A 17,184-nucleotide genomic window follows, 5' to 3' on the forward strand; every position below is an offset into this window, starting at 1 on the left:
ATGAGCGCCCATGGCAGCGGCACGGAGACGATTTCGATCCCGCCAGCTGCGGGGACGATGTCGCCGGGCACGATCGCTCTCGTCAATTCGGCAGCACTTGCCGACCTGATATCGATGGCTGAGGCAATCGAGTTCATCGACGGCGCAATGCGCGACCTGTCCGCTGGCGACATCGAAGCACCGCAGCGCTGGCAAATGCCGATTCACGCGGGCGCGCGGCTGGCGATCATGCCGGGCAACGCAGCGCTTTCCGGATTCTTTGGCGTCAAGCTGCTGAGTCTTTATGACAATGCCGACGACAACGGGCTTCCGGGACATCAGGGAGTCATGCTGCTGTTCGACCGCGAGACCGGGCGGATTGTCGCGATCATCGAAGCCAGCGCGCTGACGCGCCTTCGCACGGCGGCCGCCAGCGCGGTCGCAACGCGCGCCCTCGCGCGTACCGATGCGACGTCGCTTGCGATCCTGGGTTATGGGGAGCAGGCCCGGTGGCACGCCAAGGCTATTCCGCTCGTTCGTCCGATCACGCAGGTTCGCTTGTGGGGACGCTCTCCGGAAAAGGCACGCGAATTTGTCCGTCAGCATCTGAGCCACTTCGACGATGTCGTGATCGCAGGCTCGGCAAAAGAGGCAGTCAGGAGCGCGGACATCATCTGCACGACAACCCATGCCAGTACTCCGATCCTCGCCGTCGATTGGCTCGAGCCGGGACAACATTTAAATCTCGTCGGGGCGAGCACCCGCAACGAGCAGGAGGTCGGAGGAGAAATCGTCGCTCTCAGCCGCTTCTTTGTCGATTGTCGCGAGCATGCGCTCGCGCAAGCGAGCGAATTGCGCCAAGCGCTTGACCGAAAATGGGCCGGTCTTAAGGATGTGCGCGGAGAGATTGGCGAACTGCTCGACGGAAAGGTCGAAGGTCGTACGAACCCGACGCAGATCACCGTATATAAATCGCTCGGCCATGTGGCGCAGGATATTGCGGTTGCGGCCGCCATCCATGAACGCCTGGACCGTTCGGCGCTCGTCGCGCGCGTCCCGTTCTGAAGCCGGCGCGTGATCTGCAAACACCGCGGAAGGACGATAATGGAAACTTATAAGCCGCGCGTCGCAACGGTCATCTTCATCTGCTTTCTCATAGCGGTGTTTGAAGGCCTTGATATCCAGTCGATGGGCGTCGCCTCGCCAGGTCTCGCGCGCGAGCTGGGCTTCTCGGCCGGCGAAATGGGCGTCCTCATGAGTGCAAGCACTGTCGGCTTGATGATCGGCGCTGCGCTGGGAGGGTGGTTTTCGGACATATATGGCCGCCGCTCCGTCCTCCTTGTGTCGATGCTCGTGCTCGGGGTCTTTTCGCTGGCGACCGCCGCTGCATCGACGTTCCCCCTTCTGATCGCCGTCCGCCTGTTGGCGGGCCTCGGCCTTGGGGGAGCCTTCCCCAACCTGATTGCCCTGACGTCCGAATCCGCGCCTTCCCGCTATCGTGCCACGGCGCTCAGCTTGATGTACTGCGGACTTCCGATCGGAGGCGCTGCCGCCGGTGGGCTGCTCGGCTTTCTCGGCGGCACTGAATGGCGCATGGTGTTCTGGGTCGGTGGATTGGGCCCGCTGTTACTCCTCATCCCGATTGCCTTTGGCCTGCCGGCAGCGAAGCGCAGCATCCAGCGGCCAGCCAATGATTTTGCATGCCCGTCTGACGACGGCCTCGACGCAAAGCTGTTGGGAGCGCGGGCACCGGTCACGCTACGCCTCTGGATTGCCTATTTCTTCACGCTGCTCGTCGTCTACCTCTTGCTCAACTGGTTGCCGTCGCTCCTGGTTTCGCAGGGTTTCTCGGGCGCGGAGGCAGCGCGCTTCGCGTTGATCATGAATGGCGGCGCCGTTCTGGGAAGCCTCATCCTAGGAAGACTGGTCGATGTGGGTCGGCCGCGGATTGTTCTGATGATGGTCTATGTCGGCATGGTCGCGGCCTTGCTCATACTCGCTCTCGGCCCCGACGGACTTCTCATCCCCGGCGTATTCGCCGTCGGCTTTTTTGTCATCGGGGGGCAACTTGTCCTCTATGCCCTTGGCCCGATGGCCTACCCGCCCTTCATGCTGGGCGCGGGCGTCGGCACCGCGGTGTCCGTCGGCCGGGCCGGTTCGGTTGCGGGGCCGCTCCTGGCCGGTCTGGTGATCTCGGCCGGGGTAGCCCCCAATCTGGTCCCGGCGCTTGCGGCGCCGGGGCTCGCATTGGCCCTGATCGCCGGCTTGGGCGTCTTGCGGCGATTGCCCGGCGAGCGTCCGCGGTGACGTCAAGCACCGGATTATATTGGCTGACCTGCTTGCGAGGAGGTCGGATCTGGTTCCAATCGGCGGCGCGATGACCATGGTGATGGCGCCCCGCATCCTTTGACAAAATGACCAATTTGCCCAAAAGAAGATTCAGGTAGCATCGGGGAGCCATGTCCCGGGTGCGTGTCGAAAAGCAGGTGGAACGCGTATGACAATGGTGAAACAGGCCGTTGCGAACTCGGCGATGTCCGATCCATTCGCCGCGCATTTCGCCACAGGCGAAGCGATTGCCACGCTGCTCCATCCTTACGCCGAAGTGGTGCTCCATGACCTTGGTACCGGACGTATCGTGCGGATCTGGAATAGTTTCACCGATCGCCAGGCCGGCGACCTTTCGAATTTGAACAATGCGGGAGATATGTTTCCCGCCGATCAGGCCATTCTTGGACCGTATGAAAAGGCTCTGCCCTCGCAGGGTCGCACCAAGTCGATCACCGCAGGTTTGCGCGGCGATGGGGGAGCGCTCATCGGGTTCCTTTGCGTCAACCTCGACGTCACGATTCTGGATCGCGCGCAGGCGCTGATGTCCGTTTTCGCTTCGCCGGAGATGAAGCGGCCCGAGCCGATTTACCGAACGGATATCCAGCAACATATCAGCTATCTGGTTCGCGACTATTCGATCCGGGTCAATAAGCCGATTGACAATTTGACCCGCCCGGAGCGCATCGAGCTGATTGCGCAGGTCGATAGGGATGGCCTCTTCCAAGCGCGAAATTCGGTGATGATCGTGGCCAGGGCCATGAAGATTAGCCGTGCGAGTGTCTACAATCTTCTGTCCGAAATCAACGGGCGTACGGGGGAGGGCGCCGACGCGAGCGCATGAAGCGGGAGAGGGAGCGGACGCGTGCTTCGTCCATTACCTGCAACGTCCGGGTCTTACGATTAACGTCCAGAAGCGGGATGAAAGCAACCGGCCAGCCATGGTTATCGGCAAGAGCATCTCGTTTACACCGAGAGGGTCGGCGATCGAACGTCCGCTTTGCCACGGCCGCGTCCGAAAGCTGCCTGACCGCTAGCGGCCATCTGTGCCTTCTCATTGGCCTGAGGCGCAGGCATAAAGGTGTAATGGAGGATCTGAAACCGAAACGGCGAAGCATGCTGCTTTTGGTGGAATTCTGGTTCGCGCAGCTGCTCACGATCGGCATGATGCTCTATGGGGCATGGGGCGCGATCGGCACTTTGTTCGACACGGCGTGACCCTCACATCCGACGAGCATTTCTGGGCATGTGCCCTCGCTGTCGAAAAGCAACATGGCGAAGCCGCACCGCCGTTTGTCGCCGAGCGTCGGCGCGCTCGCGTTCGCGGGTGATGACGCGGGCGTCGCGATCTGGAAGGTAATTGCCGCTCGGCTGGAAATCCTTTGAGGCGGCGCGCATCGGATTTAATAGCAACATTGCACTGCCAAGTTGCGCCGATTGAGCACTCCAAAGATACCGAATCCGTCCCTAACGTCATCTTGCCTTTGGGGCTGCGCCAGAACCGGCCGGACGACAGGACCAATTCGCGTCATGACAGCGCGCACCGCAAATATTCGGTTTCCCCGACGTAAACCAAAGCTTGATTGAAGCATGAGGTTGGCGGCATTATCGCACCCGGGGAAGGGGCGGGAAACGACAAGATGGTATATGATAAGGCCGCCCATAAGGAATTGTTCGACCGAATCGCGAGGCTGAATGCGACCGAACGGGATTGTTTGTTGCGCGTCAACGAGGGCAAGGCTTCAAAGGATATTGCGCGCGAATTGGGTCTGTCCCCGAATTATGTCGACACTTGCCTGAAGCAGGCTGCCGTGAAGCTCAATGTGAAGGGGCGCTATCTCGCGGCAAAATTGCTCGCGGATGCCGGGAGTTCGCCGCAGGAAGATACGGTAACATCGACCCCCACCAATTTGGTGCTCCAAACGGCAGGGCTTTCCTCGACTTCCGGAAGCGGCGACAAGGCGGCATCGGCGGGGGAAGGCAACGGCCCCGGCGATCTCGGACATCGCCGCCATCACGAAACGGAATCTGGTGATTCCCGCGACGGAGGTGTTTGGCCGAAGCTATCGGGTCCGTTCGCCAAGTTTTTCACGGGTGAGAACCGGCTTTCGAAAAGACAAAGACTGCTGCTCATCTTTGCTGGCACGATCGCGATCATTTTTGCATTCGGCGGCTTGGTGAACATCGTTCTCGGAATTTCGAGGTTTCTATCTGACCCGTGACATGGCCGCCTCGAATACGGCCAAGGGGGAAATATGCTCACGGAACGTCGCAAAGCAGCAAATGAAGTCGCCGCGAAACTGTTCGAAGCGGAAGCCGCGATCGACCACGCCATCGTCGCTATCGGCGCACTCGCGTCGGCGATGCCCCAGGCACAGGCGGCTGCGAAGCTCTCCGCCGTCGTCGGCAGTGACGCCTATACCCATCTTGGCGCAACGGTCGCGGCCCTGTTCGATGGACGGAGCCACGCGGTAGCGCTTCATCAGGCGCTGGACGAGGTCAAGACGGGCATCGGGCTCCGCAATTTCCGCGTCGTCGGAACGGGCGACGCCGGCAAGATATTGCGCCCCGAAGGACGAAACGACGATGCCGCAATCGCCGCGCGATCCTCGGAAGCAGCTTAAGTCAGGCAAGCCCCGGGTCGTGGATATTGTCCGGAAGGGATGAACCATGATCTGGGGCTATGTCTACATCGCGCTGATCGTTGGGATCACGCTGGTGGTTTTCTGGATCGGAGATCGGGAATGCCGGCTCGCAATCACAACCTTGCTTACGGGCTCCGCACTGACGCTCGCAGCATTGCTATTTACCGGTTCATATTTCGAGCGCATCGACTGGCTGATGCTCGCCATCGATCTGGCCGTATTGGTTGCGTTTCTCGCTCGGGCCTTGGTCAGCCGCCGCTACTGGCCGATGTTATTGCCGATGTTCCAGACGATAACCTGCGCCACGCATCTGACCAAGCTCGCTGCCCCCGAGATTGTTCCCGACGCCTATTCGGCAGCTCAAGGACATTGGTCCTACTGGCAGATGGCGATCATTCTGATCGCAGCTTTCTATGCGCGGGCCGAGAAGACTACTCATGAACGGACATAGCGTTCGCCCGGCCGCGGTCTTTCATAAAGGGTTCGCAATCTTCAATTCGATCTGCGCGGGGGCGACATCGATAGCCGCAATAAGAGAAGCGACAGGTTTCCCGCCGTCCACGATCGTGCGCGTCCTTGCTGTCCTCGTCCACGAAGACAATATCGTCGAGGCGCACATGGCGGGTGGCGTGCTGCATCTTGCCGCCAAGATGCGTTATAATCCGAATGATCTTCGCTGACGCTTTGCTATTTGCGTGCCCGGCGGACTTTGCTACATGCTCCGCGCCTTCGCTGCGCCAGCTAGCCTGAGGGCGGCCGGGGAAGGGGTTGCATGACCGAGCCATCGAAGGACGTTGTCGCCGTCCGGGCAATCCGGGATCGCTTGCGCATGGAGCTGAAGAAGCTCGACCGGCTCGGCGAGCAGATGGCGGCGATCGAGCTCAATTCGGCGATCGAGATACTGAACACGCGCCTCGGCGAAGAAGATGATCCGGCCGAAACCGAACGCCTTTTTCGGCGGCACTTCGATAACTGACGCCTCTATTCGTCCAGCGCCTCGAAGTAATTGTCCATTCCGCTGAATGCTCCATCCGCAAGCGCGATGAAGATTCGTCGACCGTCATTCGGATCGGCCTCGCGCACAAACAGTCCGGCATCGGTCATCGTCTTGATCCAGCGCAGCGCCGTCGTCGCGGGGACCGCAGCCGCGATACACAGGCTCGAGACCGAGACTGGCTGGCGATCGAGCCGGGCCGCATAAAGATCGAGCAGCATGTCCCAAGCGGGGTCAGCGAACATGTCTGCCGGGAAATATTGCTCGCGCATCCGGCGCTGGCGCAGCATTCGTCGCACCTCTTTTGCGCGCTGTCGCTCCAAAACCCTTTGCTCGGGCTCGAAAGTTCGCGGATGCAGAGCAAAGCTATGCGGTGTCCGGAATGGAACGGGCAACTCATCCGCGCCGGCATTCCGCGAATAGCGCGGGCGTGGAGATGATGCCCCGCCCCCGGTGAGTTCGTCGAGGAGGTGCGATATTCGCGCCACTTCGGCTTGCAATCGATCCATTCGTTCCATCGGATCGCCGTGCCCGGCGTCGTTCTGGAACCTATCTCGATCCATGTTCGGCCCCATCGTCACCCCCGTTTCGTTAGGACACGGGCAATATGGCTCAAATTGACGCAGAAATCACTCGCCTATGGGTCCATATCGGAAAAAGTTACTGCCAGTTTGGCGGCAAGTGTTGGCCGCAATCATATCATAATGAACTGGCGTCCCGCCAAATGTCTGCTTCTCTCGGCTTGCGCTCCGAAGCGGATGAGGTGGATGGCTCCCGCTCACGGCATCTAGGTGCCAAGATGGGTTGCTGTCATGCAACCCGAGCAAAGGAGCCACCCACCATGGAGATTAGCACGATCGGCCTGGATTTGGCCAAGAACGTTTTTCAGGTTCACGGCATCAGTGCGACCGGCGAGGTCGTAATTCGCAAGGCGCTGCGGCGATCGCAGATGCTGCCGTTCTTCGAGAAGCTGCCGCCGTGCCTGGTAGGCGCCGAGGCGTGCGGGACGTCGCATCACTGGGCGCGCGAACTGACCAAGCTGGGTCATGAGGTGCGGCTGATGCCGGCGGCTTACGTGAAGCCCTATGTGAAGCGCGGCAAGAACGACGCCGCCGACGCGGAAGCGATCTGCGAAGCGGTCACACGCCAGACGATGCGGTTCGTGCCGATCAAGTCGCGCGAGCAGCAAGCGGCCTTGTCGCTGCATCGTGTGCGCAGCCTGTTGATCAAGCAGCGCACGCAGCTGGTCAACATGATGCGCAGCGTGCTCGCCGAGCTGGGCGTCGCCATCCCGGTTGGTATCGTAAAGGCACTGCAGATGGCGCGGGAGATCGTCGATGGCGAGTCGAGGCTCGATTTCCCTCGACGATCACGATCCGGCCTGGCTTCGCTCTGCGCGTCCTTGTGACCCGTGACCTCATCCTCGAGCCGTTGGACGGAGAAACCCGATGACGAAATTAAGACTCGGACCTGTTGCCGAGGAAAAGCCGGTCAAGCTCACGCTTGAGCTGCCCGGTTGGCTGATGCGCGAAATCATGGACTATGCGCGGGTGCACGCGCGTCTCAATGCCCTTGGCGCTCCTCTTCCACCCGAGCGCATTCTGCCCGCAATGATCGACCGTTTCATCGCGGGCGACCGGGAATTCAGCAAGCAGCGCCGGCGAGCACAATGATTTCGCTGTTCAATCAGCATGCTTGATCCCTAGTGCTACAAGGGAGTGCTTCGGCAAAGAGGGACGGCCCACCACTTCGAGTGGATCTGATTGAGCGGTTCCGCGATTCAACTACGCAGTCATCTCGGAGCGCCTCGATGCGCGGATGATGGCCGATACATGGTCATTCCAACCTTTCATGGCCTCGCGCTTTTCTTCCTTCCAGTCGTGCCGCTGGTAGATGCCAGCGACGCCCGCGCGTGATCCGCCCACGTGGTTGAGTACGGCTTCGGTCACTTCAAATCGGACACCGAGCCGTTGGAATCCGGTCGCGAGCGTTCGCCTCAAATCATGCAATCTCCAGTCCGGGACCGGTTCGCCACCGTCCTTCGACATCAACAGGTCCAGCTTGTTCTTGCCTTTGCTGTATCCTGTAAAAGGTCCGCCTCTCGATGTCGCGAATATGCGCCCGCTACGCGGCCAGACTTTCGATCCAGCGACATCATCCAGAACGTCAACCGCAAGGTCGTTGAGCGGAATTCGATTGGGCTCGCCATTTTTTGCTCTTTCGCCAGGTAGCGTCCAGAGTAGCTCCTTTCGTTCCAGCTCTTCCCAATGAAGCGACGAAACTTCCTCCCGTCGCTGGCCTGTGACGATCAGCAGACGAAGGATGGGCCCGAAACAAGGGTGTGTGTGCGGGGCTGCCATCCAGGCACGACCAAGTTCCTCGTCGGAAAGCCAGCGGTCGCGAGGCTTGACGGCGGGCGGTGTCTCCATCCCCTCCATCGGACTGCGTTCAATGTCCCCGCGGCTTACAGCCCAGCGAAAGAGCCGGCGCATCACTGCAAAGACGTTTCGGATATTGCCGATCTGAGTTCGAGGCATTTGGTCAAGGACCATTACGATATCGGGTCGCTTCAGCTTCGGGAGGGGTTTAGAACCCAATACCGGCTTCACATGAAGCCGGAGGCTCCGGTTCACGAGGCGCCTCCAACCTTCGCCGACGCACGCGTCCGCAAATCGATCGGCATAATTGTCGAAAGCCAGATCGACCGCCTCACGACGGCGTTGCCGCTCCGCATCTCCCGGATCAGTGCCTTGGGCGACGAGAATGAACAGCCGCTCCGCTTCGGCTCTCGCAGTGGTTGGCGTCCAGGGCGAGCCGTGGCTGCCGATCGTGTATCGGCGGGTCTTGGATTCTCGTCCTCCCATTCGAAATTGCAGGACGTATGAAACGGTGCCAGATTTTGTTCGCTTGGCGCCGAAGCCTCTGATGCTATCATCCCAAAGAATGTCATTTTCTCTGCTCGCAATCAGAGCATCGATAGAGCGTTTCGTGATCTTTCCGCGTGCCATAAATTGGTCTCCCAATACGGCGTTTCCAGCAATCACCGGGCAATCACCGTGAGGGAAATTGCCGCGTAATTGGGGAAAAGATAGCATAGGGAGGGGCTATAAAAAACTAGCCTTTTCAACTCTATAGCTCTCTTATTTACGCCTCCAGCGGAAATACCAGACCTCGTGCCCCTGCGCGCGAGCCTTGGCCTCGTAGCGGGTTTCGGGCCAGCCGCCAGGGCGGACCTGGAAATCGCGCGCATCCTGCGCCAGCCATTCGAACTGGTGGCGGTGGCGGCGCATCACCATCAGCGCGTGCCGGAGGTAGATCGGGTGATCGGTGCCGAAGCGGAACTCGCCGCCGGGCTTCAGCTTCGCCGCGATCAGGTCGAGCGGCCCGTCGTTCATCATCCGCCGCTTGGCATGGCGGGCCTTGGGCCAGGGGTCGGGGTGGAGCAGATAGGCGAAGGAGAGCGCGCCGTCGGGGATCCGCCGCAGCACCTCCAGCGCATCGCCATGGTGGATACGGACATTGCCCAGTGGCAACTTCGCACCATGATCGCCCGCGACATGGACCAGCGCCTGGGCAACGCCGTTGATGAACGGCTCGGCGCCGATGAAGCCATGGTCGGGCAGCATGTCGGCGCGTCCCGCCATATGCTCGCCGCCGCCGAAACCGATCTCGAAATGGAGCGGACAGTCCTGCCCGAACAGACGCGGCGCAGAAACTTCGCCAACCTCCGGCACCGCGATCTGCGGCAACAGCGTATCGACCAGGTCCTGCTGCCCCGCGCGCAGCGGCTTGCCCTTCGAACGGCCGTAGAGGCGGTTGAGGGTCGTCGGGTCACCGGGTTTATGCGCAGTCATGGCGCGCCCGTTAGCGCGGCGAAGCGGGGGCGGCAAGCGCCCCCGCGCCGTGTCAGGCGGCGAGCGCGGCCTTCAGCTTGTCGACGAGGTCGGTGCGCTCCCACGGAAAGGCATCGCCTTCGGCCGTGCGGCCGAAATGGCCATAAGCGGCGGTCTGCCGATAGATCGGCTTGTTGAGGCCGAGGTGCGTGCGGATGCCCTTGGGCGTCAGGCGCACGAGCTGCGGGATCGCGGCCTCGATGCGGCCTTCCTCGACCGTGCCGGTGCCGTGCAGGTCGACATAGATCGACAGCGGCTCGGCGACGCCGATCGCATAGCTGAGCTGGATCGTACAGCGGCGCGCAAGACCCGCGGCGACGATATTCTTCGCCAGATAACGCGTGATATAGGCCGCCGAACGATCCACCTTCGTCGGATCCTTGCCGCTGAACGCGCCGCCACCGTGCGGGCTGGCGCCGCCATAGGTGTCGACGATGATCTTGCGGCCCGTCAGGCCCGCGTCGCCGTCGGGGCCGCCGATCTCGAAGCGGCCGGTCGGATTGATGTGATAGACGGTGTTCGCCGTGAGCAATTCGGCGGGCAGCACGTCGGCGATCACGCCGAGCACATATTTGCGCAGCTCGGTATATTTGGCTTCGTCGCCTTCGCCATTATGGAAAAAATAGCCCGGCGCATGCTGCGTTGACACGACGATCGCGGTCGCCTCGACCGGGCGCTCGTTGGCATAGCGCAGCGTGACCTGGCTCTTGGCGTCGGGTTCGAGGAAAGGCGCGGTGCCCGCCTTGCGATCGGCGGCCATGCGCTCGAGGATCTTGTGGCTGTAATCGAGCGTCGCGGGCATCAGGTCGGGGGTTTCGTCCGACGCATAGCCGAACATGATGCCCTGGTCGCCCGCGCCCTCGTCCTTGTCGCCGCTCTCGTCGACGCCCTGCGCGATATGCGCCGACTGGCCGTGGAGGTTGTTTTCAAAGCGGAAGGTTTTCCAATGGAAACCGTCCTGCTCATAACCGATCTCGCGCACCGTATTGCGCACCGTGGCTTCGATCTCCTCGAGCGCGCCCGGCGCCCACTCGTCATTCTCGAACACGCCCTTGCAACGGATTTCACCGGCGAGCACGACGAGCTGGGTCGTGGTCAGCGTTTCGCACGCGACGCGCGCTTCGGGATCCTTCGAAAGGAACAGGTCGACGATCGAATCGCTGATCTGGTCCGATACCTTGTCCGGATGTCCTTCGGACACGCTTTCGGAGGTGAAAAGGAAGCTGTTGCGCATGGGAGAACCTTCTGCAAATCGTATATAAAGGAAGCTTTATGTCGGGGTGCTGTTAGCGCCCGCGCCCGCGAAAGGCAATGGCGAGCGCGAGCAGCAGCAACGCAAATCCGACAGGCAGTATGTTGCCGAAGCGGGCGAACAGCGTCGGCGCGTGCGCGGGCGGGATGACGGTATCGATCCGTCCCGCGGTGTGCATCGGCAGCGATTCGAGGATGCGCCCATCGGCGTCGATCACCGCGCTGATCCCCGTCGGCGTCGCGCGCACAACAGGCAAGCCTTCCTCGATCGCGCGCAGCCGCGCCTGCGCCAGATGTTGCGGCGGGCCCCAGGCCCCGAACCAGGCGTCGTTCGAGGGGTTGAAGATGAAATCGGGGCGATGGTCGCGGTCGACGACCTGTCCCGAAAAGATGATCTCGTAACAGATTTGCAGCCCCGCCCGTCCGAAGGCGCCGAGGTCGAGCGTGTGCGGCCCCGGCCCCGGCCAGAAATCGATGTCGCCCGGCGCGAGCCGCGACAGGCCGATCGCCGACAGGATCGGGCGCATCGGCAGATATTCGCCGTATGGGACAAGGTGCGACTTGTCGTATCGCGGGCCGAGCGTGCCGTCGGCATGGACGGTCATCACCGCATTGCGCGCGCCGACGACGTCGCCGTTTTTGTCGAGTTCGAGTTTGAGCGCACCTAGCAGCATGACGTCGCCGGGGTTCATCAGGTTCGTGATCCGGCCGCGCGCCTCGGCGGGCGATCGGTCGTAATAAACGGGCGGATAGCCGGTCTCGAGATAGTCGGGAACCGCCGCCTCGGGCCACAGGATCAGGCGCGGCGTGTCGTCTTTCGGGCTCGTCAGCCGCGCGAGCTTGGCGAAATTGGCGTCGGCCTTGCTGCCCTCCCATTTGTCCTGCTGGCCGATATTGGGCTGGACGACGGTGATGGGGATGCCCTGTTGGGCCTTGATGCGGGCCACCATTTCTTCAAGCGTTTCACCCTTCGGCGGCGTTGAAGGATAGTCGCGCGACGGCGAAGGAAAGATTCCGGCAACCATCATCAACAATGCGAGGCCGGTCCCGACAGCAAGCACCTTGGCAAAACGGCGATTGTCGAAATCTTCCAGGGGCGCACCGCGGAGGTCGTCTTGTTCGCGCGGATCGACAATGCCGCGCGCCTTCAATGCGCGCAGGACCAGATATTGCTCGATGCTGGCGGCGATCAAGGCGCTCCACATCACCACTAACCCGCCGGCCCCGTAAGTGCCAATCAGCTCAAGATAATTTTCCCCGAGAATGCCCGAAATATTGCCTGCAAGGGCAATGGCTGCGAGCGGGTTCCAAGCGAAACCGGTGAAGAGCCATGCGCGCAACCATTCGGTGAGAATCCACATCCCGGCGAAACTCAACAGATAAGAGGTGGTGATCGCGGTGAAAGGGAGCGATCGAGGCGCGCCCTTTGCGCGACGCAAGGGGAGGGCCGGACCTGCAAGAGATCGGACCAGCCACGCCCCCCACGCAGCGAGCGCCGGATACACCGCCAGATAGAGCGACAGCAGCACCACCGCGATCCAGCCGAGCCATGCGGGCATCGCCGCCTGATAGGTGAAGGCGGTCGCGATCCAGTTCAGCCCGACGACAAAATGCCCGACCCCGAACGCCCAGCCGATCCCGAATGCCCGCCAGCCGCGCGAGGCTCTTGCGACCAGCGCCATCCAGCCCGCCAGCGCGACCAGGGTCAGCGGCCACAGGCCAAGCGGCGCGAAACCCGTCGCCGAAACGGCGCCCAGCAACAGGGCAACAAGCTTGGGCCAGCGGTCGGCGAAAGCAGCGATGCGGGGGAAGGGCGCGGTCACATGCGCTGCCTTAGCCGGGCCGGGGCGCGCCCACAATGGCGCTCGGCCGCGTCGCCGCGACTGAGCATGGTGAAAGGGCGAGGCGGTATACACCCATTGCGGGTCGCTGCGGGGTCGGCACAGGAAAAAAGCCCTTTCCTAAAATATCGGGCCGTGCCAGCGTCGATTCGGGCTCCTTCCTCCGGTGGCCCAAAACGGTTGCCGTTCGATTTGCGGGATCGGGCATGGACAGTATATTGATACGGCAGCAAGAGCTGATCGGGGCACGCCACAGGGCTGATCTTTCCTGAACTTTGGAAATGCGATGCGTCCGCTCCCTTCCCCAAAACCGCCGCAACACCGGCCGGCCAGGCCCTTACAGCATATATTTCATCTTGATCGATTGGTGCACATCGCCCGTGACCGCAAAGCTTGCCGATTTGAAGCTGGGCGGGCCGACGGTGATCGTCGGGTTGCGCGAAAAACCGAAGCCTTCCTTGGGCAGGAAGATCGCGGTATCCATCTTGTTATTGCCATTCTCGTCATGCACCACCGCGATGGCATAGGTGCCGGTCGCGGGCGCATGGACCGCGAAATTTCCCGCTTCGGCCGCCTTCACCGCCATCCGCACCGAGCCTGCATCCTTGCTGCAATCGGGAAACGCCTTGCGGTTCGTGGTCAGGCAGACGAGCACCTGACCCTTTGTGCTGCGCAGCCCGGTGATGCTGAGATCAACCGTCGGCGCGGTCGTCGGCGCGCTCGCAGCGGGGGGCAGCAGCGGCAACATCGCCGCCAAAGCGGCCCAAGCCGATATCCGTGCCACACGCTTTGTCCCAGAAGCGGAAATAAAGTCCATAATTCCCCCGGTACGACGCATGATGCGCCTGATGATGCGTAGCGGTTATCAGCCATCGCCCTGCTGGTCCATGAACAAGCCCGCGCGGAAACATCTCCCACCCCATATGATTGCCGACGCCCATCACCGTCATGATCGCGAGCACCGTCCCCAGCACCGCGACATGGATCGGGATGATAAAGACAAGGACGGGAATGACGAGGGCGCCGGTGATCGCCTCGACCGGATGGAAACTCATCGCCGCCCAGGCCGTCGGCGGGCGGCTGTCGTGATGGACGCTGTGCGCGATGCGGAACCAGCGCGGCCGGTGCATCCAGCGATGCGTCCAGTAGAACCATGTGTCGTGGACCAGCAGGTAAGAGAAAAGGCTGAGAGGCAGATACCACAGCGGAAAGGCGTGGATATCGGTGTAGATGCGCGTCCAGCCGTGCGCCTGCCAGCCCCAGGCGACGACGCCCGCTGGAATGCCGTAAATGGCGGCGCTCGCGAGACTCCAGCCGATCTCGCGGCGCATCTGCGGTTCGAGCCCGCGATAGAGGCCGGGATGCTTCAGCCGCGTAGCGAAGGCAAAGGCGCCGCTGGTGATCAGATAGCGCACCCCGACGATCGCGGTCATCGCAAGCGCGGAGAAAAGGATCGCCCAGCCGGTCATCGCGCAAGGCTAGCCGCTCGTCGCTGCGTTGCAATGGCTTTGCGCGAGCGCCGCGGGCGGCTAGGGCAGGGCTATGGTGGGGCAGAATAACGATAGATGCGACATCGCGATCGTCGGCGGCGGGCTCGCCGGAGGGCTTGCCGCGCTCGCGCTTGCGGCGAAGAGGCCCGACCTCGACGTCAGGCTGGTTGAGCCAGGGCCGGTCGGCGGCAATCATATCTGGTCCTTTTTCGACAGCGATATCGCGAAAAGCGATCGCTGGCTCGTCGCTCCGCTCGTCCGCCATCACTGGCTACGCTACGATGTCCGTTTCCCTGCACATACGCGGAGCCTGCGCATGGGGTACAAGAGTATCACCGGCGAAGCGCTTGCCGAAGCGGTCGAGGCGGCGCTGCCGGCCGGGCATGTCATCGCCGACAAGGCGAAGCATGTCGCCCCCGACCATGTCCTGCTGTCGCGCGGCGGACGATTGTCGGCGAAGCATGTCATCGACGCGCGCGGTGCAGGCCGATTTCCGACGCTGACAAGCGGCTGGCAGAAATTCGTCGGACAAGCGCTGACGGTGAAGGGGGGACACGGCATCGTGCATCCGGTCGTGATGGACGCGACCGTCGATCAGTTGGACGGCTACCGCTTCGTCTACCTCCTTCCCCTCGATGACCGGACGATCTTTGTCGAGGATACCTATTATAGCGACGATTCCGATCTCGACCTGCCTGTCGTTCGCGAACGCATCGCGGCCTATGCCGCGGCGCAAGGCTGGGACGTGACGGCCACGGGCCGCGAGGAAACCGGTGCGCTCGCGGTCGTGATCGCGGGGGATTTCGAGCGGCTGTGGCCGTCGTCCGACCGGACGGCGCGAATCGGCGCGCGCGCGGGGGCCTTTCACGCCATGACCGGTTATTCCTTGCCCGATGCGGTGCGTACCGCGACGGCATTGCCCGCGTTGGCCGCCAGCGCCGATCTTGCCGAACGGCTGCGCGATCGCGCAGCCGCGTCGTGGCGCCGTCAGCGCTTTTACCGCATGCTCGGCGCGATGTTGTTCCGCGCCGCAAACCCGGGCGAGCGGTTCCGCATATTCCAGCGCTTCTACCGCCTCGCGCCTGGACTGATTGCGCGTTTCTATGCGGGCCGATCGACCGGCGCCGACAAGCTGCGCATCCTTTCGGGCAAGCCGCCCGTGTCCGTACGCCGCGCGATCGCGGCGCTTTCGGGACTGGACTGGAAATGAACCGCAGCGCGATCGTCATCGGGGCCGGTTTCGGCGGTCTCGCGCTCGCGATCCGCCTGCAATCGGCAGGCGTGGCGACGACGATCGTCGAGGCGCGCGACAAGCCTGGAGGCCGCGCCTATCATTGGCAAAAGGACGGCTTCACCTTTGATGCCGGGCCGACGGTCATCACCGATCCGCCGTGCCTCGAAGAATTATGGGCGCTGAGCGGGCAAAATATGGCGAGCGATGTCGAGCTCGTCCCGGTGGCACCCTTTTACCGTCTCAACTGGCCCGACGGGACGAATTTCGACTATTCGAACGACGAGGCGGCGCTGCGGGCGGAGATCGCTAGGCTCCATCCCGCCGACGTTGCGGGCTACGACCGCTTTCTCGAATATTCGAAGGGCGTGTACGAACAGGGCTATGTGAAACTCGGCGCTGTCGCCTTCCTCGATTTCGCGTCGATGATCCGGGCCGCCCCGGCGCTGATGAAATATCAGGCGTGGCGGAGCGTCTATTCTATCGTCTCGTCTTATGTGAAGGATGAGCGACTACGGCAGGCCTTGTCGTTCCACACCTTGCTCGTCGGTGGCAATCCGATGACGACCAGCGCGATCTATGCGCTGATCCATACGATCGAGAAGGACGGCGGCGTCTGGTTCGCGCGCGGTGGCACCAATGCGCTCGTCGGCGGCATGGTGCGATTGTTCGAACGGCTCGGCGGGACGCTGCGTCTTGGCGACCCTGTGGCGAAGATCGAGACCTCGGGCAACCGCGTCACCGGCGTCACGGCGCAAAGCGGCTGGCGGTCCGACGCAGACATGGTCGCGACCAACGCCGACCTGATGCACAGTTACCGCGACCTGCTCGATCATGAGCGCGGCGCCAAAGTCGCGAGAGGCCTGGCGCGCAAGCGCTGGTCGCCCTCGCTCTTCGTCGTTCATTTCGGCGCGAAGGGCGACTATCCCGATATCGCGCACCACAGCATTCTCTTCGGTCCGCGCTACAAGGGATTGTTGGGCGATATCTATGGCGGCACGGTGCCGGACGACTTCTCACTCTATCTCCACCATCCCAGCATCACCGATCCCGGCATGGCGCCGCCCGGCCATTCGTCCTTTTACGCGCTCGCCCCCGTCGCACATCTCGGCAAGGCCAAGGTCGACTGGGATGGCGAATTCGGGGATCATTATGCCGAAGCGATCCTCGAGGAAGTCGAGCGCCGCGTGGCGCCTGGCCTTCGCGCCAACCTCGTTACGCGCTTTCATTACACGCCCGCCGATTTCGGCCGCGACCTCGCGGCGCATGTCGGCAGCGCGTTCAGCCTCGAGCCGGTGTTGTGGCAAAGCGCCTGGTTCCGCGCCCACAACCGGGACGACCGGATTTCCAACCTTTACTTCGTCGGCGCGGGAACACATCCCGGCGCCGGGATCCCCGGCGTTGTCGGCAGCGCGAAGGCGACCGCTGCCTTGATGTTGGAGTAACTATACCTTGGCCAAGCTTGTCGAAGGATCGTTCTTCCTGCAAAGCCGCAGAATATGGAGCGGGCCTGGACAGCCTTCCCCTATGGA

The 17,184-nt window shown here is 62.3% G+C and carries 18 protein-coding genes and 1 pseudogene; 12 read left to right on the forward strand and 7 right to left on the reverse strand.

Going from position 1 to position 17,184, the window contains the following annotated elements:
- The 8 genes from HDC35_RS18070 (at window position 1) to HDC35_RS18105 (ending at window position 5,928) form a co-directional block, all read left to right on the forward strand.
- Window positions 1-1,044 carry an ornithine cyclodeaminase family protein gene (locus HDC35_RS18070; RefSeq protein ID WP_184648792.1) on the forward strand — a complete coding sequence of 348 codons (1,044 nt, stop codon included), beginning with the start codon at window positions 1-3 and terminating at the stop codon, window positions 1,042-1,044.
- A gap of 9 nt (window positions 1,045-1,053) precedes the next feature.
- On the forward strand, window positions 1,054-2,286 hold the full coding sequence (locus tag HDC35_RS18075) for an MFS transporter (RefSeq protein WP_184648793.1): 1,233 nt from the start codon (window positions 1,054-1,056) through the stop codon (window positions 2,284-2,286).
- 196 nt (window positions 2,287-2,482) lie between these two features.
- On the forward strand, window positions 2,483-3,151 hold the full coding sequence (locus HDC35_RS18080; protein WP_184648794.1) for a transcriptional regulator: 669 nt from the start codon (window positions 2,483-2,485) through the stop codon (window positions 3,149-3,151).
- Between the two features lie 796 nt (window positions 3,152-3,947).
- Window positions 3,948-4,529 (forward strand): helix-turn-helix transcriptional regulator, encoded by a 582-nt coding sequence (locus tag HDC35_RS18085; protein WP_184648795.1) that lies wholly within the window; start codon window positions 3,948-3,950, stop codon window positions 4,527-4,529.
- A 33-nt stretch (window positions 4,530-4,562) separates the two neighbouring features.
- The gene (locus tag HDC35_RS18090) at window positions 4,563-4,931 is read left to right on the forward strand and encodes a hypothetical protein (protein ID WP_184648796.1); all 369 of its coding nucleotides are present in this window, start codon (window positions 4,563-4,565) and stop codon (window positions 4,929-4,931) included.
- Window positions 4,932-4,977: 46 nt separating this feature from the next.
- The gene (locus tag HDC35_RS18095; protein WP_184648797.1) at window positions 4,978-5,403 is read left to right on the forward strand and encodes a hypothetical protein; all 426 of its coding nucleotides are present in this window, start codon (window positions 4,978-4,980) and stop codon (window positions 5,401-5,403) included.
- The gene (locus HDC35_RS18100; RefSeq protein WP_184648798.1) at window positions 5,390-5,632 is read left to right on the forward strand and encodes a hypothetical protein; all 243 of its coding nucleotides are present in this window, start codon (window positions 5,390-5,392) and stop codon (window positions 5,630-5,632) included. Before HDC35_RS18095 ends, HDC35_RS18100 begins: the two co-directional genes overlap by 14 nt.
- A gap of 92 nt (window positions 5,633-5,724) precedes the next feature.
- Window positions 5,725-5,928 (forward strand): hypothetical protein, encoded by a 204-nt coding sequence (locus HDC35_RS18105; RefSeq protein WP_184648799.1) that lies wholly within the window; start codon window positions 5,725-5,727, stop codon window positions 5,926-5,928.
- A 5-nt stretch (window positions 5,929-5,933) separates the two neighbouring features.
- Here the strand turns inward: HDC35_RS18105 and HDC35_RS18110 are convergent, their stop codons facing one another.
- Window positions 5,934-6,521: a winged helix DNA-binding protein gene (locus tag HDC35_RS18110; protein ID WP_184648800.1), complete on the reverse strand. Its 588-nt coding sequence runs from the start codon at window positions 6,519-6,521 to the stop codon at window positions 5,934-5,936.
- A gap of 266 nt (window positions 6,522-6,787) precedes the next feature.
- Between HDC35_RS18110 and HDC35_RS18115 the strand changes: the two are divergent.
- Window positions 6,788-7,270 (forward strand): annotated as a pseudogene (locus tag HDC35_RS18115) (IS110 family transposase); the annotation flags it as partial.
- A gap of 124 nt (window positions 7,271-7,394) precedes the next feature.
- Window positions 7,395-7,619, forward strand: a complete 225-nt coding sequence (locus tag HDC35_RS18120; RefSeq protein WP_184648801.1) for a DUF2274 domain-containing protein — start codon at window positions 7,395-7,397, stop codon at window positions 7,617-7,619.
- Between the two features lie 111 nt (window positions 7,620-7,730).
- Here the strand turns inward: HDC35_RS18120 and HDC35_RS18125 are convergent, their stop codons facing one another.
- The 6 genes from HDC35_RS18125 to HDC35_RS18150 form a co-directional block, all read right to left on the reverse strand.
- Complete coding sequence (locus HDC35_RS18125) at window positions 7,731-8,954, reverse strand: site-specific integrase (RefSeq protein WP_184648802.1); 1,224 nt, start codon at window positions 8,952-8,954, stop codon at window positions 7,731-7,733.
- A 132-nt stretch (window positions 8,955-9,086) separates the two neighbouring features.
- Entirely contained in the window at window positions 9,087-9,800 is a 714-nt protein-coding gene (locus tag HDC35_RS18130) for a tRNA (guanosine(46)-N(7))-methyltransferase TrmB (protein WP_184648803.1), read from the reverse strand.
- A gap of 52 nt (window positions 9,801-9,852) precedes the next feature.
- Entirely contained in the window at window positions 9,853-11,073 is a 1,221-nt protein-coding gene (gene metK, locus HDC35_RS18135; RefSeq protein ID WP_184648804.1) for a methionine adenosyltransferase, read from the reverse strand.
- Window positions 11,074-11,125: 52 nt separating this feature from the next.
- Window positions 11,126-12,913, reverse strand: coding sequence for an apolipoprotein N-acyltransferase (lnt, locus tag HDC35_RS18140; RefSeq protein WP_184648805.1), 1,788 nt, complete (start codon window positions 12,911-12,913; stop codon window positions 11,126-11,128).
- 355 nt (window positions 12,914-13,268) lie between these two features.
- Window positions 13,269-13,679: a DUF2141 domain-containing protein gene (locus tag HDC35_RS18145; RefSeq protein WP_184648806.1), complete on the reverse strand. Its 411-nt coding sequence runs from the start codon at window positions 13,677-13,679 to the stop codon at window positions 13,269-13,271.
- Entirely contained in the window at window positions 13,624-14,400 is a 777-nt protein-coding gene (locus HDC35_RS18150) for a sterol desaturase family protein (protein ID WP_184648807.1), read from the reverse strand. The genes HDC35_RS18145 and HDC35_RS18150 overlap by 56 nt, the downstream gene beginning before the upstream one ends.
- 73 nt (window positions 14,401-14,473) lie before the next feature.
- On the opposite strand from HDC35_RS18150, the gene crtY reads away from it, so the two are divergent.
- Both crtY and HDC35_RS18160 read left to right on the forward strand, forming a co-directional pair.
- Window positions 14,474-15,631 carry a lycopene beta-cyclase CrtY gene (crtY, locus tag HDC35_RS18155; protein WP_184648808.1) on the forward strand — a complete coding sequence of 386 codons (1,158 nt, stop codon included), beginning with the start codon at window positions 14,474-14,476 and terminating at the stop codon, window positions 15,629-15,631.
- Window positions 15,628-17,097 (forward strand): phytoene desaturase, encoded by a 1,470-nt coding sequence (locus tag HDC35_RS18160; protein WP_184648809.1) that lies wholly within the window; start codon window positions 15,628-15,630, stop codon window positions 17,095-17,097. Before crtY ends, HDC35_RS18160 begins: the two co-directional genes overlap by 4 nt.
- Window positions 17,098-17,184 lie beyond the last annotated feature (87 nt).

It is taken from the genome of Sphingopyxis sp. JAI128, assembly GCF_014207235.1.
Lineage (GTDB): Bacteria > Pseudomonadota > Alphaproteobacteria > Sphingomonadales > Sphingomonadaceae > Sphingopyxis.